The sequence below is a fragment of the Serinicoccus sp. CNJ-927 genome (assembly GCF_001942435.1).
Lineage (GTDB): Bacteria > Actinomycetota > Actinomycetes > Actinomycetales > Dermatophilaceae > Ornithinicoccus > Ornithinicoccus marinus.
In genome coordinates this window covers 40,647-60,340 of record NZ_MKKF01000009.1, presented here as the reverse complement: position 1 = coordinate 60,340, position 19,694 = coordinate 40,647, and the positions used below count along the sequence as shown (strand labels likewise).

At 73.2% G+C, this 19,694-nt stretch carries 15 protein-coding genes and 1 pseudogene; 7 read left to right on the top strand and 9 right to left on the bottom strand.

What is annotated here, in order from left to right; all coding sequences use genetic code 11:
* Positions 1-328 precede the first annotated feature (328 nt).
* From BJF86_RS03645 to metH, 4 genes and pseudogenes are all read right to left on the bottom strand, one after another.
* On the bottom strand, positions 329-1,267 hold the full coding sequence (locus BJF86_RS03645; protein ID WP_075817013.1) for a glycine betaine ABC transporter substrate-binding protein: 939 nt from the start codon (positions 1,265-1,267) through the stop codon (positions 329-331).
* Positions 1,268-1,341: 74 nt separating this feature from the next.
* On the bottom strand, positions 1,342-2,328 hold the full coding sequence (locus BJF86_RS03640) for an ABC transporter permease (protein WP_075817012.1): 987 nt from the start codon (positions 2,326-2,328) through the stop codon (positions 1,342-1,344).
* On the bottom strand, positions 2,325-3,413 hold the full coding sequence (locus BJF86_RS03635; protein WP_075817011.1) for a quaternary amine ABC transporter ATP-binding protein: 1,089 nt from the start codon (positions 3,411-3,413) through the stop codon (positions 2,325-2,327). The genes BJF86_RS03640 and BJF86_RS03635 overlap by 4 nt, the downstream gene beginning before the upstream one ends.
* Before the next feature lie 207 nt (positions 3,414-3,620).
* Positions 3,621-7,324 (bottom strand): annotated as a pseudogene (gene metH, locus BJF86_RS03630) (methionine synthase).
* A gap of 176 nt (positions 7,325-7,500) precedes the next feature.
* On the opposite strand from metH, the gene BJF86_RS03625 reads away from it, so the two are divergent.
* The 6 genes from BJF86_RS03625 to BJF86_RS03600 all read left to right on the top strand — a co-directional run bounded on the left by BJF86_RS03625 (position 7,501) and on the right by BJF86_RS03600 (position 14,214).
* Positions 7,501-8,040, top strand: coding sequence for a SigE family RNA polymerase sigma factor (locus BJF86_RS03625; RefSeq protein WP_158068366.1), 540 nt, complete (start codon positions 7,501-7,503; stop codon positions 8,038-8,040).
* Positions 8,037-9,056: a hypothetical protein gene (locus BJF86_RS03620; protein ID WP_075817010.1), complete on the top strand. Its 1,020-nt coding sequence runs from the start codon at positions 8,037-8,039 to the stop codon at positions 9,054-9,056. Before BJF86_RS03625 ends, BJF86_RS03620 begins: the two co-directional genes overlap by 4 nt.
* Positions 9,056-9,271 carry a hypothetical protein gene (locus BJF86_RS03615; RefSeq protein WP_075817009.1) on the top strand — a complete coding sequence of 72 codons (216 nt, stop codon included), beginning with the start codon at positions 9,056-9,058 and terminating at the stop codon, positions 9,269-9,271. The genes BJF86_RS03620 and BJF86_RS03615 overlap by 1 nt, the downstream gene beginning before the upstream one ends.
* Positions 9,272-9,332: 61 nt before the next feature.
* A complete protein-coding gene (gene treY / locus BJF86_RS03610; protein WP_075817008.1) occupies positions 9,333-11,822 on the top strand; it encodes a malto-oligosyltrehalose synthase in 2,490 nt (829 codons plus the stop codon).
* Entirely contained in the window at positions 11,819-13,588 is a 1,770-nt protein-coding gene (gene treZ, locus BJF86_RS03605; RefSeq protein WP_075817007.1) for a malto-oligosyltrehalose trehalohydrolase, read from the top strand. The genes treY and treZ overlap by 4 nt, the downstream gene beginning before the upstream one ends.
* Positions 13,585-14,214, top strand: coding sequence for a hypothetical protein (locus BJF86_RS03600; RefSeq protein WP_075817006.1), 630 nt, complete (start codon positions 13,585-13,587; stop codon positions 14,212-14,214). Before treZ ends, BJF86_RS03600 begins: the two co-directional genes overlap by 4 nt.
* A 192-nt stretch (positions 14,215-14,406) precedes the next feature.
* Here the strand turns inward: BJF86_RS03600 and BJF86_RS03595 are convergent, their stop codons facing one another.
* From BJF86_RS03595 to BJF86_RS03585, 3 genes are read right to left on the bottom strand one after another with little or no spacing between them, the layout of a single operon-like run.
* Entirely contained in the window at positions 14,407-15,357 is a 951-nt protein-coding gene (locus BJF86_RS03595; RefSeq protein ID WP_075817005.1) for an NUDIX hydrolase, read from the bottom strand.
* On the bottom strand, positions 15,354-16,319 hold the full coding sequence (mshD, locus tag BJF86_RS03590) for a mycothiol synthase (protein WP_075817004.1): 966 nt from the start codon (positions 16,317-16,319) through the stop codon (positions 15,354-15,356). The genes BJF86_RS03595 and mshD overlap by 4 nt, the downstream gene beginning before the upstream one ends.
* 5 nt (positions 16,320-16,324) lie before the next feature.
* Positions 16,325-17,077: a winged-helix domain-containing protein gene (locus BJF86_RS03585; protein ID WP_075817003.1), complete on the bottom strand. Its 753-nt coding sequence runs from the start codon at positions 17,075-17,077 to the stop codon at positions 16,325-16,327.
* Positions 17,078-17,140: 63 nt separating this feature from the next.
* Here BJF86_RS03585 and BJF86_RS03580 point away from each other — a divergent pair, with 63 nt between their 5' ends.
* Positions 17,141-17,944 (top strand): hypothetical protein, encoded by an 804-nt coding sequence (locus BJF86_RS03580; protein ID WP_075814682.1) that lies wholly within the window; start codon positions 17,141-17,143, stop codon positions 17,942-17,944.
* A gap of 16 nt (positions 17,945-17,960) precedes the next feature.
* Here BJF86_RS03580 and BJF86_RS03575 read toward each other — a convergent pair whose 3' ends face one another.
* Both BJF86_RS03575 and BJF86_RS18105 read right to left on the bottom strand, forming a co-directional pair.
* A complete protein-coding gene (locus tag BJF86_RS03575) occupies positions 17,961-18,455 on the bottom strand; it encodes an FABP family protein (RefSeq protein WP_022925957.1) in 495 nt (164 codons plus the stop codon).
* Between the two features lie 45 nt (positions 18,456-18,500).
* A complete protein-coding gene (locus BJF86_RS18105) occupies positions 18,501-19,694 on the bottom strand; it encodes an LCP family protein (protein WP_075817002.1) in 1,194 nt (397 codons plus the stop codon).

The following is a 19,694-nucleotide window of genomic DNA, read 5'->3' as shown; positions in this document are numbered from 1 at the left end:
AGGTCAGGGTCGCACGATCCTCATCGCTGATCTCCAGAGCAGGTGACGGCATACGCCATCATCCCATACTGTCAATGAATTAATGACGCGCGACACTAGCACGAATTCCATGCTGCCCTCCTTGCTAGCAGTTCCACTACCAGGGGTTCGCGAGTCCAGGGTATCTGTACACGTTGACAGCAAGGCATGTGTTATATGAGAGTGCCGATCCGACTGGCGCCAGAAGTTGCGAGCGCGTTTGTCGCTCCAGTGAAGCACTGGCGGGTGGCGAGGACGCCGACGGCCCTGCGGCAGGGTGCCGCAGGGCCGTCGGATCGTGCGGTAGGGCTCAGCCCTCTTCGGTGACGATCGTGTCGAAGGCGTCGGGGTACTCCTCCAGGAAGGCGTCGATCGCCTCGGCCTCCTGGCCCTCGCCGTACTCGTTGACGACCATGTCCTCGAGCGCGCCGTACTGCTCGTCGTCCAGCTGGATGCCGGCGATGAGCTCGGCCGCCTCGGGGAACTCCTCGGAGAAGCCCTCGGTGCCCAGGAAGTGCAGCGCCTCGGCCTCGCCGAGCGCACCCTCCGGGTCCTCCAGGGTCTTGACGTCGAAGGCGCTGTTGGCCCAGAACGGCTGCCACAGCGTGACGACGATGTCCTCCTCGTCGTTGATCGCGCTCTCCAGCTCGGTGAGCATCGCCGAGGTGGAGGAAGTGACCAGCTCGTAGTCGCCGTCCAGCTCGTAGGTCGGCATGACCGAGTCCTGGGTGGCGGCGGTGAGGCCGGCACCGGGCTCGATCCCGATGATCTGACCGTCGAACATGTCGGCGTTGCCGGTGAGCTCGGCGATCGAGTCGATCTCGGTGTAGGTCGGGACCGCGAACGTCAGCTTGGCGTTGTCGTAGTAGGCACCCAGGTCCTCGATCTGGTCGCCGTACTCCTCCATGTACTGCGCGTGGGTCACCTCGGGCCAGGCCGACGGATACATGTCGACGTCGCCCTCAGCCAGCCCGGTGTAGAGCAGGGCCGCCTCGGTCAGCTCCTCCATCTCGACCTCGTAGCCGAGCTTGGTGAGCTGGTCCTCCAGCAGGTAGGCGGTGGACAGGCCGTCCGTCCACGACGGGATGAAACCCAGGGTGATGGTGCCCTCGGCGCCGCCGCCCTCGGAGCCGCCGGAGTCCCCGCCGGCGGAGTCGTCGGAGCCACCCTCACCGCAGGCGGCGAGGGTCAGGCCGGCCGCCATGACGAGGGCGAGTGCCTTGGTGGTGGTGTTGCGTCGAACAGTCATGTTCTCGTGCTTCCCTTCTTCGTGTCCTTCGACCGTCCGGGGACGGCCGTCGTGGGTCGTGAGGTATGCCGTGGTCAGAGTCCGACCTGGGCCATGCCGCGCCCCTTGTCGGCGCCGCCCTCGATCCGGTCGCGCGCCTCGGCGCCGGCCTTGTCGTCGTCCCGGTCGGGGCCGCCGCCGGAGCGGCTGCGCAGCCGCCCCAGCAGCGAGTGCGGGTAGTCGCCGGGGCGTCCCAGCGAGGCCGTGAGGCGGTCCAGGTAGATCGCGATGATGACGACGCCCAGCCCGGCCTCGATGCCCTGCGGGCGGTCCAGCGTCGCGATGGACTGGACGACCTCCTTGCCGAGACCGTCCGCCCCCGCGATGCCGGCGATGACCGCCATCGACAGCGCGAGCATGATGACCTGGTTGACGCCGGCCATGATCGTCGGCGTGGCGAGCGGGATCTGGATGCCGCGCAGGATCTGGCCGGGGGTGGCGCCGAAGGCCTGGCCGGCCTCGACCGTTTCGGCGTCGACGCCGCGGATGCCGAGCTCGGTGAGCCGGACGCCGGGGGGCAGCGCGAAGATCACGGTCGCGAAGAGCCCGGGGACGAACCCGATGCCGAAGAAGACGACAGCGGGCAGCAGATAGACGAAGGCCGGCATCGTCTGCATGAAGTCCAGCACCGGGCGGACCACGGCGCTGACCCGGTCGCTGCGGGCGGCCACGATGCCGATGGGCACCGCGATGATGACGGCCACGACGGTGGCGATGAGCACCAGTGCCAGGGTCTGCATGGCGAAGGTCCACTGGTCCATCGCGATGATGAGCAGGAACGTCAGGACGGTCCCCACCGCGAACTCCCAGGAGCGCACCAGCAGCCCCAGGAGCGCGAAGAGCGCGATCATGACCAGCGCGGGTACGACGAGCAGCGCGTCGATGAGCGTCGTGATGGACCAGTCGAGGACGAGCGAGATGAAGTCCAGCAACCACTCGAAGTTGTCGTTGATCCAGGCGATGGCCTCGCCGCCCCACTCACCGATCTCGATGCGGGGGACGATCGACTCGTTCTCGTTCATGCCGCACCTCCGGTCGGCTGCAGGTCACCGGTGGTGGCCTCGTCGGTCTCGCTCGTGCCCGCGCTCTCGCCGGACCGGGTGTGCAGCGCGGCCAGCAGGTCGGTCCGTCGGATCGTTCCGACGGTCTGGCCCGAGGCGTCCTGCACGAGCAGCTGCTCGTGCTCGGTGGCCTCGGCGAAGAGGTCGGCCAGGGTCGCGTCCGCGGGCACGACGGCCCCCTCGGGCGGACCCGCATCACCGTCCGCCGACGTCATGATGTCGGAGGCGGTGAGCACCCGGGAGCGGTCCACGTCCTGGACGAAGTCCGCGACGTAGCGATTGACCGGGTCGTTGAGGATCTCCTGCGCGGTGCCGATCTGCTCGATCCGGCCGTCGCGCATCATCGCGATCCGGTCACCGAGCCGCATCGCCTCGTTGAGGTCGTGGGTGATGAACAGGATGGTCTTGCCGAGCTCCTGCTGCAGCTCGATCAGCTGGTCCTGCATGTCGCGCCGGATCAGCGGGTCCAGGGCGCTGAAGGCCTCGTCCATGAGCATGACGTCGGTGCCGGAGGCGAGCGCGCGGGCCAGACCCACCCGCTGCCGCATCCCGCCGGAGAGCTCGCCGGGCATGGACCCGCCCCAGCCGCCCAGGCCGACCATCTGCAGCGCGCGCGAGGCCCGCTGCTCCCGCTCGGAGCGGTTCGCCCCGCTGATCTCGAGGGCATACGCGGCGTTCTCGCCGACCGTGCGGTGCGGCAGCAGCGCGAAGTGCTGGAAGACCATGCTGACCTTGTCGCGCCGCACCGCGCGCAGCTTCTCTCCGCCCAGCCGGGTCACGTCGTCGCCGTCGATGGAGACGCTCCCGCTGGTCGGCTCGAGCAAGCCGTTGACCATGCGGATGAGGGTGGACTTCCCCGAGCCGGACAGACCCATGACGACGAAGATCTCGCCGTCCGTCACGTCGAAGGAGGCGTCGATGACGGCCGGGGTGAGACCCTGCTTGCGCAGGTCGGCGCGGGTCGCGCCCTTCTCGAGCGCGTCCACCCCACGCTGGGGGCGGCGGCCGAAGACCTTGTAGAGCTTCTCGGCGGAGATGGAGGCCACGGGACTCCTGAGGGGTGTCGGGACGTGCCGCGGGGCACAAAGAACCCTCCGAACGTAGCAACGACGGGGTGTCGCAGGTGGCCTCAGAGAGGTGGTGAGCGGTCATCGTGACGCGATCGTGACGAAGGCAACGGTTGGGTCACGATGTCCCTCGACCGGGAATCCGCGCTCCTCAGGCCGGCGAAGCCGCTGGTCAGCGCCCTGCGCTCAGCGCAGCAACGGCCCGAGCCACCGCTGCGCGGTCTCGAGGTCCCAGCCCTTGCGCTCCGCGTAGTCCGCGACCTGGTCCTCGTCGATGCGTCCGACCGCGAAGTAGCGCGCCTCGGGGTGGCCCAGGATGAGCCCGGACACCGCGCTGTTGGGGCTCATCGCGCCGTGCTCGGTCAGCGTCATCCCGGCGGTCTCCCGGGCGTCGAGCAGGTCCCAGAGCGTGAACTTCTCGGTGTGGTCCGGCTGGGCCGGGTAGCCGGGCGCCGGGCGGATCCCGTCGTAGCGCTCCTTGATGAGATCGTCCACCGGCAGGTCCTCGTCCGGCGCGTAGCCCCACAGCGTGGTGCGCACCTCGCGGTGCAGCCACTCGGCGAAGGCCTCGGCGAGCCGGTCGGCGAGGACCTGGACCATGATCGCGCCGTAGTCGTCCTGCTCCTCCTCCCGCAGCCGCCGGGCCAGGGTCTCGGCGCCGTGGATCGAGACCGCGAAGGCACCGACGTGGTCACCCTCGGGCGCGACGAAGTCGGCGAGCGCGGCATACCCGCCCTGGGTGCGCTCGCGCTGCTGCCGGAGGGTATGCAGGGTCACCGGTGCGCCGTCGACGTCCAGCACGATGTCGTCGCCGTTCTCGGCGCGCACGGCCGGCCACAGGCCGACCACGCCGCGTGGCGTGAAGAGGTCCTCCTCGAGGATGCGGCGCAGCCAGCGCTGCCCGTCCGCCCAGGTGGCGCGGGCCTGCTCCCCGACCTTGGGGTCCTCGAGGATGCGGGGGTAGGAGCCGCGCAGCTCCCAGGCGGTGAAGAAGGGGGTCCAGTCGACGATCTCGACCAGCTCGGCCACGCTCGGGCTCACCGTGCGGGTCCCCAGGAGCCGCGGCGTGGCCGGCACCGGCTCGCTCACCGCGCGGCTGTCGCCCCGCGCCTTGTCGAGGCCGACGAGGCGCACCTGCTTGCCGCCGTGCCGCTCGCGCAGCTCCTGGTAGGTCCCGGCGACCCGCTCGCGGAGGCGGTCCTGGTGGTGGATGGCGTCGGCGACGACGCCGACGGCCCGGGAGGCGTCGACGACGTGGACCACCGTGCCCTCGTAGGCCGGGTCGATCTTCACCGCCGTGTGCGCCGCCGAGGTCGTGGCGCCGCCGATGAGCAACGGGGTGGTGAGACCGCGGCGCTGCATCTCGGCGGCCAGCGAGACCATCTCGTCCAGGCTCGGGGTGATGAGGCCGGAGACGCCGATCACCTCGGCCCCCACCTCGTCGGCGGTGGCGAGGATCTTCTCGGCCGGCACCATGACCCCGAGGTCGATGACCTCGTAGCCGTTGCAGCCGAGGACGACGCCCACGATGTTCTTGCCGATGTCGTGCACGTCGCCCTTGACCGTCGCCATGACGATCTTGCCTTTGCTGTGGCCGCCGGTCTCCGCGGCCGCGGCCTCGAGGTAGGGCGTGAGGTGCGCGACCGCCTTCTTCATCACCCGGGCCGACTTCACCACCTGGGGGAGGAACATCTTGCCCGCACCGAAGAGGTCGCCGACCACGTCCATCCCCGCCATGAGAGGCCCCTCGATGACGGCCAGCGGCGACCCGAGCTCCTGGTAGGCCTCCTCGGCGTCCTCGACGGCATACGTGTCGATGCCCTGGACCAGCGCGTGCCGCAGCCGCTCGGCGACCGGTTCGTCGCGCCAGGCGAGCTTGGCCGCCGCCGCGGCGCTGCGCTCGCCGGGTGCCGCCCCCTCGCCCTGCGCCTTGATCCGCTCGGCGAGCTCGATGAGCCGCTCGGTGGCGTCCTCGCGCCGGGCGAGCACGACGTCCTCGACCGTGTCGCGCAGCTCGGGGTCGAGCTCGGCGTAGACCCCGAGCATGCCGGCGTTGACGATCCCCATGTCCAGGCCGGCCTCGATGGCGTGGAAGAGGAAGACCGCGTGCATCGCCTCGCGGACGGTGTTGTTGCCGCGGAAGGAGAAGGAGACGTTGGAGACGCCGCCGGAGACCAGCGCCCCCGGCAGGTTGGCCTTGATCCAGCGGGTCGCCTCGATGAAGTCCAGGGCATACCGGTCGTGCTCGCTCATGCCCGTCGCGACGGTGAGGATGTTGGGGTCGAAGATGACGTCGTGCGGCGGGAAGGGGTCCGGCAGTGCGTCGCTGCGCGCGGTGAGCAGCCGGTAGGCCCGCTCGCACACCTCGATCCGGCGCTGGTAGGTGTCGGCCTGCCCGGTCTCGTCGAAGGCCATGACGACCGCCGCCGCGCCGTAGCGGCGCACGATCGCCGCCCGGCGCAGGAACTCCTCCTCGCCGTCCTTGAGCGAGAGGCTGTTGACGACGCCCTTGCCCTGGATGCAGCGCAGCCCGGCCTCGAGCACCTCCCAGCGGGAGGAGTCGATCATCACCGGCACGCGGGCGACGTCGGGCTCGCCGGCGAGCAGGTTGAGGAAGTGGGTCATCGTCTCCGGGCCCTCGAGCATGCCCTCGTCGACGTTGACGTCCACGATCTGGGCGCCCGCCTCGACCTGCTGCCGGGCGATCGCGACGGCGGCGTCCCAGTCGCCCTCCTTGACGTGGCGGGCGAACTTCGGGGAGCCGGTGATGTTGGTCCGCTCGCCGACGTTGACGAAGTTGACGTCCGGCGTGAGGGTGAACGCCTCCAGGCCGGAGGTCCGCAGGTATGCCGAGGGCTCGGGGGCCTGCCGCGGCGCCACCCCGTCGACGGCCTCGGCGATGGCCCGGATGTGCTCGGGCGTCGTCCCGCAGCAGCCGCCGACGATGTTGATGAGCCCCTCGCGGGCCATGTCGCCGAGCACCTGCGCCATGTCCTCGGGGGTGTCGTCGTAGCCGCCGAAGGCGTTGGGCAGCCCGGCGTTGGGGTGGACCGAGGCCAGGGCGGTGCTCGCGGCGCCGATCTCGCGCAGGTGCGGGCGCATCTCCTCGGCGCCGAGGGCGCAGTTGAGCCCGATGGAGACCAGGTCGACGTGCTCGGTGGAGACCGCGAAGGCCTCCGGCGTCTGGCCGGAGAGGGTGCGGCCCGAGGCGTCGGTGATGGTGCCGGACAGCATGACCGGGACCCGCGGCATACCCGCCGCCTGACGAACGGCGAGGACGTCCGCGACGGCGTGCAGGGCGGCCTTGGCGTTGAGGGTGTCGAAGACGGTCTCGACCATGAGCACGTCGGCCCCGCCCTGGAGGAGCCCGTCGGCCTGCTCGGCGTAGGCCTCGCGCAGCTGGTCGTAGGTGATCGCGCGGAACTCGGGGCGCTCGACGTCGGGGGAGAGGGACGCGGTGCGGTTGGTGGGCCCGAGCGTGCCGACGACCCAGCGCGGCCGGCCGGTGCTGGCCTCGACCTCGTCGGCGACCTGGCGGGCGACCTGCGCGGAGGCGACGTTCATCGCGTGGGCCAGGTGGCCGGCCTCGTAGTCGGCCTGGGCGATGGTGGTCGAGGTGAAGGTGTTGGTCGTGAGCAGGTCGGCGCCGGCGCGAGGTAGGCGCGGTGCACCTGCGCCAGCACGTCCGGGCGGGTCAGCGCCAGGAGGTCGAAGTTGCCCTTGAGCGTGACCTCGCGCAGCGACTCCCACGGCTCGCCCTCGCCGTGGAAGTCCTCCTCGACCAGGCCCTCCTGCTGCAGCAGGGTGCCGTAGCCGCCGTCGAGCACGAGGATGCGCTCGCGGGCGAGGTCGCGCAGGTCGGGACGGGACGGGGAGGGCACCCGGAAGATTCTACGGTCGCGACCGCCGCCTCACCCATTCGCCCGAAGGATGCAACGCCGGTAGGCGGGCGCGGGCGCACCGCCGCAGGATGTGCGGGCCCGCCCGGCGCGCGCCGCATACCGTGCGGAGCAACGTCAGCGGTGCCCCACCGCGTCAGGAGAGGTATGACAACCAGGACCGGCCCGTGAGGCTCTTCGGCGGCGGTAGCGCGCAGCGCGCCGAGGCCGAGGCCTACGTCGAGCAGGCGATGCCGCGCCTGGTCGGGCTGGCGTATGCCATGACCGGGCACAAGGCGGACGCCGAGGACCTGGTGCAGGACACCCTCGCGCTGGTCGTGACGACGTGGTCGCGGGTGCGGGAGGCGCAGAACGTCGACGCCTACGTGCGCCTTACGATGGTCAACCGGCTGAGCTCGGTCAAGCGGCGCAAGGCCGCCACCGAGGTGGTCTCGCACGAGGCGGTGACCGCCGACTGGTCGGTGGCCGCGGCTCCGTCGCCGGCCGGCGGGATCGCCGAGCGGGAGGCCGTCCTGGGCCTGATCCGCCGGCTCCCGGACCGGCAGCGCGCGGTGATCGCGCTGCGCTACTACGAGGACCTCCCCGACCGGGAGGTCGCCGCGGCGCTCGGGTGCTCCGAGCAGGCGGTGCGCAGCGCCGCGCACGCGGCGCTGAACAACCTTCGGCAGCTGGTGCCGGAGACCGACGGCGAGGAGGCCCAGCGATGACCTCGCAGGACGACCGGGACGGGCAGCCGCGCGCGATGGACGAGCAGCTGCGCCACGCCCTCGGCGGCGACCCGCACGAGGCCTTCGACCACGACGCGCTCGTCGCGGGGGTCAAGCAGCGTGCCGCGCGCATCCATCGGCGCCGCGCCGCCACGGCGACCGTGGCCGCCGTGGTCGTCGTGCCCGCGCTGGCGGCCTCCGGGTGGGTCCTGGGCAACCGGATGCTCGGCGACGGTGCCCACGTCGACGTCAGCGTCGCCACGCAGACCGCGGAGCCCACTCCCGCGCCCGGACCTGACGACTCGTCGGCGACGACGGAGGTCCCCGAGGAGGAGACGGGCAGCGAGCAGCAGACCGAGGCGGCCGACACCCCGCCCTGGCAGCCGACGCCACCACCGGAGCCGGTCGAGCCGGACGACGTCGCCGGCACGCCGAACCTCGTCGACGTCCCCGACCCGCGGCCGGTGGACATCGGCCTTCTCGACCGGCTCGGAGCACCGCAGTCCGAACTGTCGAGTCCACTCCTCATGCCGCTCCAGCGGTTCATGGCCGCGGGCAGCGGCTCCGGGGGCGTCGAGCCGCACAGCGGCCGGAGCTGGATGTACTTCGCCCGCGGCAATGAGATCGACCAGGACTCGGTGGACATCCAGGTCACGGCCTGGGACGACAGCTCCGCCGCGCTGGCGGCCATCCGGGACGGGGGTACCGGGCTCGGCACCGTCTGGGTCGACGACGACAACATGCCGAGCGTGCCGGAGCCGCTGCCGTGGCCGGGCCACGACGACGCCGACCACCTGCTGGTCGGGCGGGAGGACACCATCGAGGGCAGCGACCCCCACTACATGGGCGGTGCGCTCGTCCGGCAGGGCGACTACCTCGTCGGCGTCACCGTCACCGCGGCTCCCGGCGACGGTGGGATCCAGACGCTCGACGAGGCCGTCGAGGCCGCCGCCGAGATCGCGCAGAAGACGGCCGACAACCTCGCCTGGCTCGACCCCGAGAGGGCGAACGGCTGATGCGCGAGTCCACGCTGCGTGCGCTGGAGGACCTGCTGCGGCGGGTGCTCCGCGCACCCGGTCACGGGATCGAGCCCGGCGCGCAGAGCCTGGCCGTGCACGACCGGGTGCAGACCCGCCGCTGGCGGGTCGCCGCCGTGCTCGCCACCGCGGTGGCGGTGGTCGCGGTGCTCGCCGTGCTCGGCTGGTATGCCCGCTGGCACGGGTCCGGCTGACAGGGCGGGCCGACCGGGACCGGGACCACGGCAGGCATACCGGTGAGAGACTGGGCGCGTCATGACAGCGACCAGCACCCGCCCCCTGACCGCCACCTACCGCCTGCAGCTGCACGCGGGCTTCACCTGCGCCGACGCCGAGGAGGTCGTGCCCTACCTGCACGCCCTCGGGGTCAGCCACGTCTACCTCTCCCCGGTGCTCACCGCGGTCCCGGGGTCCGAGCACGGCTACGACGTGCTGGACCACACCGAGGTGAACCCGGAGATCGGCGGTCGGGCCGGGCTGGAGTCGCTCGCCCGGGCCTGTCACGACCTCGGCCTGGGCGTCGTGGTCGACGTCGTGCCCAACCACATGGCGATGGTCGCCCCGCTGTGGCGCAACGCCCCGCTCTGGGAGGTCCTGCGCGACGGTCCGACCGCGGCCCGCGCCGCCTGGTTCGACGTCGACTGGGACCACCTCGGCGGACGCCTCGGGCTGCCCGTCCTCGGCGACGACCTCGACGCGGTGCTCGAGCGGGGTGAGATCACCCTCGGCACCGGCCGCGACGACGAGGGACCGGCGGCGGGTATGCCCGTGGCCCGCTACTACGAGCAGGTGCTCCCGCTCGCGCCGGGCACCGACCGGCTCGCCGCGGAGCACCCCGACGGATCGACGTCGCAGGCGGCGCTGCGCGCCGTGCTGGACGCCCAGCGCTGGCTCCTCGCCTCGTGGCGGGACGCCCCGGACGTCCTCAACTACCGCCGGTTCTTCGAGGTCGACGGGCTCATCGGGGTCCGGGTCGAGGAGCCGGACATCTTCGCGGCGACGCACGAGCTGCTCCTCGAGCTGCACCACGGCGGCGTGGTCGACGGCTTCCGCATCGACCACCCCGACGGGCTGGCCGACCCCACGGCCTACCTCGAACAGCTGAGCGCGGCGGTCCGGCCCGGCACCCCGATCTGGGTGGAGAAGATCCTCGAGGGGGACGAGCGGCTGCCCGCCGGCTGGCAGTGCACCGGGACCACCGGCTACGACGCCAACGCCGCACTGTCGGCGGCCCTGGTCGACCCGACCACGACCGAGGTCGTCAGCCGCGCGTGGGAGGCGACCGGCGGCGAGCCCGACGTCCACGTGGAGATCGAGCGGTGCAAGCGGCTGGCCGCCACCGAGCTGCTGCGGCCCGAGATGGCCCGGCTGCTGCGGCGCGCGACCGAGGCGCTGCCCGGGCACGACCCGCAGCGGCTGCGCGAGGCGCTGCTCGAGCTGCTCGTGTCCGTCCACGTCTACCGTGCCTACGTCCGCCCCGGCGCGCCTTCGGGCGAGCACGACGAGGCGATGGTCGCGCCGCTGTTCACGGGCCAGGAGCGGGCGCTGGCCACCCGCCCCGACCTGCGACCGGAGGTCGACGCCCTCGTCGCCGTGCTCGCCGACCCGCAGGGGTGCGCCGCCGACCCGGCCGCCGCGGCGGACCTGTGCGTCCGCTTCCAGCAGACCACCGGCCCGGTCATGGCCAAGGGGATCGAGGACACCGCCTTCTACCGCTGGCACCGGCTGGTCGCGCTCAACGAGGTCGGCGCCGACCCCTCCGTGGGGCTCGACGCCGGGCGCGGTGTCGCGACGCTGCACGCGTGGGCCGAGCACCAGGCCGAGCACTGGCCCCTGGGCATGACCACGCTGTCCACGCACGACACCAAGCGCAGCGAGGACGTCCGGGCCCGCATCCTCGCGGTCTCCGGGGACGCCGAGGGATGGTCACGGGTCTCGGCCGCCGCGCGGGCGGCCGCCGACCGGCACGGCGTGGACGCCCCGACCGCGCACCTCATCTGGCAGACCCTCGTCGGTGCCGGGCCGGTCGACGCGGACCGGCTCGAGGCCTACCTCACCAAGGCGATGCGCGAGGGCAAGGAGCACACCACCTGGACCGACCAGGACGAGGACTACGAGGCCCGGGTCCTGGTCCTGGCCCGGGAGATGCTCGACGGCGGGGAGGTCACCGGGGCCATCGGCGACACCCTCGCGGACAACGTGCTGACGACGCGCACCCTGACGCTCGCCCAGAAGATCCTGCAGCTCACCCTCCCCGGGATCCCGGACACCTACCAGGGCTCCGGCGTCGTCGACCTGTCCCTCGTCGACCCCGACAACCGCCGCCCGGTCGACTACGACGAGCGGATCGCCCGGCTGGAGCGGCTGGACGCGACCGGCTGGACCGGCGACCTCTCCGACGAGGTGCTCTGGGTCACCTCACGGGTGCTGCGGCTGCGCGCCTGGTTGCCGCAGGCCTACGGTCCCGGTGCCGGCTACCGCCCGGTCGAGGCGGGCCCGCACGTCCTGGGCTTCCTGCGCGGCGACGTCGCCGCGACCCTCACCATCCGGGCCCCACGCAGCCTCGGCGCCGAGGGTGGACTCGGCGACACCCGTATACCCCTGCCGCCGGACCTGTGGGTCGACGCGCTCACCGGCACCGAGCACGAGGTCGGTGCGGAGGGCGTGCTCGCCGCCGAGGTCTTCGCCCAGGGTCCGGCCGCGCTGCTGGTCCGCGCCGACCACCTGCGGGAGGGAGCCCGATGACGCACGAGTTCACGCTCTGGGCACCCGACGCCGACCGGGTCGACCTGCTGCTCGGCGCCCGACCCGAGGAAGCGGACGCCGCTCGGGTGCCGATGGAGCGCGGGGAGGGCGGCTGGTGGGCCGCCACCGCGGACCCGGCGCCGCACGACGGCCGGTATGCCTTCGCCGTGGACGGCGGGACCGCCGTCCCGGACCCGCGGTCGCGGCACCAGCCGGACGGGGTGCACGCGCCCAGCAGGCTGGTGGACACCGACGCCTTCGCCTGGTCCGACGACGCCTGGACCGGGGTGCCGATGGAGCGCGCCGCGGTCTACGAGCTGCACGTCGGGACCTTCACCCCGGAGGGCACCTTCGCGGCCGCCGCCGAGCGCCTGGACCACCTCGTGGACCTCGGGATCACCGTGGTCGAGCTCATGCCCGTGGCTGCCTTCCCCGGCCGCCACGGGTGGGGCTACGACGGGGTCGCGCCGTATGCCGTGCACGACGCCTACGGCGGGCCGACGGGCCTCGCCGCCTTCGTCGACGCCGCCCACGCCGCGGGCCTCGCGGTGTGGCTCGACGTCGTCTACAACCACCTCGGCCCGAGCGGCAACTACCTCTCGCAGGCCGGGCCCTACTTCACCGACCGGCACCACACGCCGTGGGGCGACGCGGTCAACCTCGACGGGCCGGGCAGCGACGAGGTGCGGGCCTACCTGCTCGACAACACCGCGATGTGGCTGCAGGACTACCACCTCGACGGGCTCCGGCTGGACGCGGTGCACGCCCTGCACGACGAGCGTGCCGTGCACCTCCTGGAGGAGCTGGCCGCGCTCGCGGACCAGATCGCGACGCGCACCGGCATACCCCGCAGCCTGGTCGCCGAGTCCGATCGCAACGACCCGGCGACCGTCTCCCGCCGCGGTCCCGGGGGTGCCGGCGGGCTCGGGCTGCACGGCCAGTGGGCCGACGACGTGCACCACGCGCTGCACGTGCTGCTCACCGGCGAGGCGCAGGGCTACTACGCCGACTTCGCCGACCCGGGAGCGATCCCCGCGGTGCTGGGCCGCACGCCGTTCTTCCACGACGGCACGTTCTCCAGCTTCCGCGACCGGGCGCACGGCCGCCCGGTCGACCTGGAGGTGACCGAGCCGTGGCGCTTCGTCGCCTCGCTGCAGACGCACGACCAGATCGGCAACCGGGCGGTCGGCGACCGCATCCACCACGGCATCCCTGCGGGACGGCACGCCGTGGGGGCGGCGCTGCTGCTCACCGCACCGTGGACGCCGATGCTCTTCATGGGCGAGGAGTGGGCGGCGAGCACCCCGTGGCAGTACTTCACCGACCACGAGGAGGAGTGGCTGGCGCAGTCCATCCGGGAGGGTCGGCAGGCGGAGTTCGCCGAGCACGGCTGGGCCGGCCAGGTGCCGGACCCGCAGGACGCCGGCACGGTGGCCGCCTCCACCCTCGACTGGTCCGAGGTCGGGGACGACGAGCACGCCCGGATGCTCGACCTCTACCGCACCCTGCTGCGGTGGCGGGCCGCGACGCCCGCCGTCGCCCGGGGCACCACGGCGAGCGTCGTCCGCGAGGATGACGGCCGGGGCGGCGAGATCCTCACGGTCGAGCGGCCGGGTGTCGTGGTCGTGGCGCGGCTCGGGGGCGAGGGCACCGTGGAGCGCGACGTCCCGGCCGGTGAGGTGCTCGCCACCTTCCCGCCCGGGGATCCCGGCGAGGGCGGTGTGCTGCGGCTGGGCCCGGACAGCGTGGTGGTGACGACCCGATGAGCGAGGAGCAGGGACGCCGGCACTTCCACCGTCCGACGCTGCGGCCGCCGGACCGGCTCGAGGACGCCGGGGGTGGCGCCGACCCGCTGGAGCTGGCCGAGGCCGCCCACCGCAGCGCCGAGCTCGTCGTCGGTCGCGGCCGGGCGGAGTCGGCGGGCGACCACGAGCTCACCTCCCGCCTCGTCGGGCTCGTCGGCGAGGTGGGGCTGGCGACCGTCGCCCAGCTCTGGTCGGACCGGCCCGCGCGCACCCTGCCGGGGGCGTTGTGGCGGCTCTACCTGCTGCACGAGTGGGTGCTGCGGCAGCCGGAGGAGGTCGGGCGCCAGTTCGCGGCGGGCTCCGGCCACGCGGAGGTCTACCGCGCCATCGCCGGGGTCGCCGAGCCGCCCGACCTGGACGGCCTGCGCCACCTGACCGAGCAGATCCTGGGCGGCATCTTCACCGGTGACTTCGCGATCGCCCTGGAGCGGGCCAGCGCGTTCTGCCACGTCATGGCGGTCGGGTTGGCCGAGCCGGGCGGCGGCGACATCCCCACCAAGCAGGTCAACCGTGCGGCGCGGCTGCGGGACACCGCCGACGACCTCACCGCCTGCGCCCGGCTGTGGCGCCTCGGCGACCTGCACTGACCCTCCGGCCGCGCACCACCGGTCGCGCCGGCTCAGGTTTGGGGAACATCCGGCAGAGGCGTACCGTTACGTAGTGCGTGCCGGGCCGCGGCAGCCCCGGGCTCCAACACTCGCCGCTTCGAGCGGCCACGCGCCGAGAGGCGCTCCCGGCCCGGCACGCATCACTTCTTTCCAAGTCAGCCCAGGCCCACGTCAGGCGGGTCGGTGCCGCTCCACCGCGACGACGCGGGCCGAGCGGCCGCTCCCGAGCATCGTGCAGGCCAGCACCTCGCCCTTGTCCATCGCCTTCGTCGCCAGCCGGCCGAGCATGCGGCGGTCCGAGGAGTCCAGGGTCGGGTCGGCGCGGGCCAGCAGCATCCCGGCGAGGTCGGGCAGCAGCGGGCCGTGCGAGCACAGCACGGTCGACACCCCGCGGCCGAGCACCCGGTCGACGTGCTTGACCAGCTTGCGGGGATCCGCGGCGAAGCCCTCCTCGGACAGAGCCTTCTTGGTGACGAGGGGTATGCCGTCGGCCGAGGCGAAGGGTGCCACCGTGTCCGCGCAGCGCACCGACGGGCTGGAGATCACCACCTCGGGACCGTAGGCGCGCAGCAGGTCCTGCACGCGGCCGCGTGAGCGTCGCCGCCCGGCGCCGGTGAGGGGACGCTCGGGGTCCGGGTGCTCCCAGTCCGACCGGGGGACGGCCAGGGCGTGCCGCACCACGAGCAGGGTCCACGTGGCGAGCCGGTCAGCGGCCTCCAGCGCGACGAGGGCGTCGAGCTGGTCCCGGTCACGGGGGTAGCTGAGCCGACGGCCCGCCAACGTCGGCGAGAGCCAGGCGACCTCGTCGACCTCGTGCTCCAGGGCGCCGGACCCGTCCAGCACCTCCCCGGCCCAGTAGTGGACGAGCTTGTCCGCCCCGCCCGCGAGGCGGTAGCGCGCCGGCGGCAGCGGGGTCCGCAGCCGCACCCGCAGCCCGGTCTCCTCCCAGGTCTCGCGCACCGCGGCGGAGGGGAAGTCCTCGCCCCGGTCGAGCTTGCCCTTGGGCCAGGACCAGTCGTCGTACTTCGGCCGGTGGACCAGCGCGACCTGCAGGACCCCGTCGTGCCGGCGCACCGGCAGCACCCCTCCGGCGCGCACCACCGGGGGACCGCCCCCGCTCATGCCTCCGCGTCTCCCGCGGCATACATGACGTCGATGGCGGAGCGCTCGAAGCCGAGGCGGTGGTAGGTGGCGATCGCCGGGTCGTTGTCGCCGTCGACGTAGAGGGTCGCGGTCTCGACCCCGCGGTTGCGCAGGTGCTGCAGCCCGAGCAGGGTGACGGCCGAGCCGAGCCCGCGGCCCTGGTAGTCCGGGTCGACCCCGACGACGTAGACCTCGCCGGTGTCCGGGTGGTCGGTCTCCACCTTGGTCCAGTGGAAGGCGGCCAGCCGCGGCGTGCCCTCGGCGTCGACCTCGGTGGTGTCGTCGACGACGAGGAAGCCGGAGGGGTCGAACCACGGCTCGTCCTGGCGGTCCCGCAGGTCCGCGAGCGTCATCCGGCCCTGCTCGGGGTGGTCGGCGAAGGCGCGGGCGTTGACCGCGAGCCAGGCCTCGTCGTCGTCGCCGACGCGGTAGGACCGGGCCGCGAAGCCATCCGGCAGCTCGACCCGGTCCGGCAGGTCGGACCACTCGCCGGCCAGCGGTCGGGACATCTGCCACAGCTCGCGCACCACCCGCAGCCCGCGCGAGCCGTAGAGCGTCCGGGCGTCCTGCAGGTCGCCGTGGCTCCACAGCCGGACCTGCGGCCAGCGCCGCAGCACGTGATCGAGCAGGGCGCCGCCGAGCCCACGGCGTCGGTTGTCCGGGTCGACGACGATCTCGGCCGCGGGGGAGTCCGGGTCGCTGCGGTCGACGTGGCCGTAGCCCACCACCGCTCCGCCGTCCTCGGCGCGCAGCACGAGATGTGTCCCGGTGTCGTGGCTGCCCACCTGCTCGGGAAGCCGCCGCGCCTGTAGCACCGTCTGCTCCGAGAGCGGCTTGACGCCGTCGTGCCGGGCCGCGCGCACGGCCAGGGCGAGGACGTCCCCGGACAGCTGGCCGGGCAGTGCGGGGAGCTCGTCGATGTCGGGCCGCGGTCCAGGCATGGGGGTCAGTCTGGCACGGAGCCGGGGCGCTCGGGACCGCGTGCCCCGGTGAACCGGTAGCCCACCCCGCGGATCGTCCCGATGAGGGACTCGCGCTCGGGCCCGAGCTTGGCCCGCAGCCGTCGGATGTGCACGTCGACGGTCCGGGTGCCGCCGTAGTAGTCGCCGCCCCAGACCTCCTGCAGCAGGGTGTCACGGGTGACGACCCGTCCGGGCCGCTGCACGAGGTAGCGCAGCAGCTCGAACTCCTTGAAGGTCAGGTCCAGCGCCCGGCCGCCGGCCCGCACCGTCCAGCTCGCCTCGTCGACCACGACGTCGGCCACCCGGATCGCCTCGGGCCCGTCGGGGGAGGACCGCTCGACGGCGGCCGCGACCGCAGCACCCGCACCCCGGGGGCCGCGCCCCAGCGCGAGCCGCAGCCGGGCCGCCAGCTCGCCCGGCCCGGCGGTCGTGAGGACGAGGTCGTCCAGCGGCCACTGCTCGTCGAGCACCGCGAGCGCGCCCTCCCCGACCACCGCGAGCACGGGCACCGACAGCTCCAGCGCCGCCAGCGACCGCAGCACCCCGCGGGCCTGCACCAGGTCGGCCGTCGCGTCGACCAGCACGAGGTCCGGTTCTCTGTCGCCGCGGGTCACCAGCGCGCCGACGTCCATCCCCGACACCGACACGCGGTGCGGGAGCAGCGAGAGCCCGGGCAGCACGAGCGCCGCCGACGCGTCGTCGGCGGGGCGGGGGGTCAGCAGGACCAGGTCGGCCACGCACCCAGGATAGGGAGCCTGCGCCTCCGGTCCGGACCAGCGTGCGTGCGGCAAGATGGAGGTATGCCCGACCCGACGCCCGGCGAGCGCCCCGCGGACCGCCCGACCCGGGGGCTCGTGGGGTCGCTGGCCCTGGTCGTCCTCGTCGTCTCCGGGCTGCTGGCGCTGGCGGCGGTGGCGGCTCCCTGGCTGCTGGCCGTGGGTCTGGCCGCGTGCACCGTCGTCGTCGCCTGGGGCTGGTCGGGGACCTTCGGCCTGCCCTCGCCCCGCGGCACGGTCGGGGTGCTGCTCGTCGGCGGACTCGCGCTGGTGACGGCGGTCGGCGTCCGCGAGGAGGAGCCGTGGCTGGGGTGGGCACCGGCTGCGCTCGCGCTGGCGATGATCGCGGCCTTCGTGCACCAGCTCTTCCGCCGGGACGGCAGGCCGCGGGTGGTGCAGTCGATCAGCTCGGTGGTGCTCGGGCTGGCGCTGGTGGGCTGCGGGATCCTCATGGTGCCGGCGAGCCACACGGCGGAGGGCATCGCGCTGCTGCTCGCGGCGCTCGGCGCGGCGGGGGCGTCCTCGCTCAGCGACCTGCTAGGGCTCTGGGCACCCCTGCGCGGCTGGGCCATGGCACTCGCGATGCTGGCCGGCGGGGCTGCGGCCCTGGCGGTCGCGCTCACGCTGCACGCCAGCCCGACGACCTGGCTGGTCCTCGGGGTGGCCGCGGGCGCGCTCAGCCACGCCATGCGCAGCGTGCTCGTCGGGCTGCCGCCGCTGGCCCACGCCCGGCCCCGCCTCGTCGCCGGGGTGGTGTCGGTGCTCGTCGTCGGGGTCGTGCCCTACCTCGTCGGGCTGGCCTTCGTCCCGTCCTCCTTCCCCGGCTGAGGCCGCGGCGCCGGGCTCAGACGCGCTTGAGCTCGGCGGACATGAAGGACTGCATCTCGTGGCCGTCCGCCGCCATGTCCATCACCCACATGAGGTTGCCCCCGACATACCCGTAGAGCCGCTGGGCGGCGGAGTAGTCGCGGGAGCGTGGGCTGCGGACGATGCTGTCCGTCGCCACCTCGACCTTGGCCTGGTCGGTCTTGCCGTAGTACATCTCCACGACGCCGGTGGGGTGGGACAGCAGCAGCTCGACCTCGCCGTCGGGCTGCGGGCGCCAGAAGCCGGACTCGACGGCGAAGAGCTCGTCCTTGCCGCCCTGCTCGTCCAGCAGCCAGGTGCGCGAGGACCAGTGCAGGAAGGGCCGCCCGTCGTGGGTCACCTCGACCTCCTGGCCGAAGTTGCGGGACTCCATCGTCGGGTAGCCGACGACGCCCGCGCCGGCCCAGGAGCCGAGCAGCCAGGCCAGCGGTGCGTTGTCGTGGTGCATGGTCGGGTCGAGTTCGATGGGCATCCGACCATCGTAGGGGCGGGTGGCGGGAGGCCGCCCCGCCGCGGGTCAGCCGCCGAAGCCGGAGCGGGGGGACACCGGGTCGGTGTAGTCCTCCATGGTGTCGTTCTTCAGGTGCTCGGAGAGGGTGGCCATCTGGTCCTGCGCCATGACCACGATGGACCCGGCGACCGGGTGGTTCTCGATGCCGCTCCACGGGGCGGTCTCGAAGTGGATGTCGCCGCCGCGCACGCCGCGCATCTGGAAGCCCAGGTCGCGCATCTCACCCACCTGCAGGTCGGCGTCGACGGTCAGGTTGGTCGTGGCGGCGTCGACGAAGCGCGCCAACCGTGCCGGGTTGGTCAGCGTCTCCCGGGACAGTGCCTTGGTCATGATCCCCTGGATGAAGGCCTGCTGGCGCTGGCCCCGGGAGATGTCGCCCTGGGAGAGGGCATACCGCTCGCGCACGAACTCCAGCCCGGTCGCGCCGTCCATGTGCATGACGCCCGCGGGGAAGCCGGGGGATGCCTCGGCCACGTTGACGTCGACCCCGCCGATGGAGTCGGTCATCGCCTGGAAGCTCTGGAAGTTGACCACGACGACGTGGTCGATGGGCACGTCCACCAGCGGCTGGAGCGTCTGCACCAGCAGCGGGGCGCCACCGTAGGCGTAGGCGGCGTTGATCTTGGAGGAGCCGCCGGTGCCGGCGATGGGGACGAACAGGTCGCGGGGGAAGTGGACCAGGTCGACCCGGTCCCGCTCGTCGTTGATGTGCATGAGCACGATGACGTCGGAGCGTCCCCGCTCCACCGACAGGTCCCGGCTGTCCGAGCCGATGATGAGGAAGTTCTGCGCCTCGCCGGCCTCGGCGGGACGTGCCGGGGTCTGCGCCTGGAACTCGCTCTCGCCGACGTCGACGGCCTCGCCGTCCTCGCCGACGATCGGGGCGGTGCCCTCCTCGTCGGTCTCCACCGGGCCGTCGAGGTCGACCGAGCCCTCGGCGTCGGGGTCGTCGTCTGGCTGCGTGGTCCCGAAGCGGTCCGGGGAGATCGTCACCGTGGCGTCGTCCTGCGCGTTGAGGTCCTCCCGCTCGATGTTGCCCTCGACCGTCCGCTGGAGGTAGAAGGCATACCCGCCGAGCGCGAGGACGCCGAGCAGCGCCAGGACGCCGATGCCGGCGGCGAGGGCGCGCAGCGGGCGTCGGCGGCGGGGCTCGCGGGGGGTGCCGGGGCGCGCCGGCCCGGAGGTGTCGTCATCCCTCAT

What these genes read in the sequence shown, in the direction of transcription:
- BJF86_RS03575 (WP_022925957.1), bottom strand. Translation starts at nt 18,455, where the DNA reads ATGCCCATCGAACTCGACCCGACCATGCACCACGACAACGCACCGCTG.
- BJF86_RS03595 (WP_075817005.1), bottom strand. Translation starts at nt 15,357, where the DNA reads ATGAGCGGGGGCGGTCCCCCGGTGGTGCGCGCCGGAGGGGTGCTGCCG.
- BJF86_RS03580 (WP_075814682.1), top strand. Translation starts at nt 17,141, where the DNA reads ATGCCCGACCCGACGCCCGGCGAGCGCCCCGCGGACCGCCCGACCCGG.
- treZ (WP_075817007.1), top strand. Translation starts at nt 11,819, where the DNA reads ATGACGCACGAGTTCACGCTCTGGGCACCCGACGCCGACCGGGTCGAC.
- BJF86_RS03645 (WP_075817013.1), bottom strand. Translation starts at nt 1,267, where the DNA reads ATGACTGTTCGACGCAACACCACCACCAAGGCACTCGCCCTCGTCATG.
- BJF86_RS03620 (WP_075817010.1), top strand. Translation starts at nt 8,037, where the DNA reads ATGACCTCGCAGGACGACCGGGACGGGCAGCCGCGCGCGATGGACGAG.
- BJF86_RS03615 (WP_075817009.1), top strand. Translation starts at nt 9,056, where the DNA reads ATGCGCGAGTCCACGCTGCGTGCGCTGGAGGACCTGCTGCGGCGGGTG.
- mshD (WP_075817004.1), bottom strand. Translation starts at nt 16,319, where the DNA reads ATGCCTGGACCGCGGCCCGACATCGACGAGCTCCCCGCACTGCCCGGC.
- BJF86_RS18105 (WP_075817002.1), bottom strand. Translation starts at nt 19,694, where the DNA reads ATGAGGGATGACGACACCTCCGGGCCGGCGCGCCCCGGCACCCCCCGC.
- BJF86_RS03600 (WP_075817006.1), top strand. Translation starts at nt 13,585, where the DNA reads ATGAGCGAGGAGCAGGGACGCCGGCACTTCCACCGTCCGACGCTGCGG.
- BJF86_RS03640 (WP_075817012.1), bottom strand. Translation starts at nt 2,328, where the DNA reads ATGAACGAGAACGAGTCGATCGTCCCCCGCATCGAGATCGGTGAGTGG.
- treY (WP_075817008.1), top strand. Translation starts at nt 9,333, where the DNA reads ATGACAGCGACCAGCACCCGCCCCCTGACCGCCACCTACCGCCTGCAG.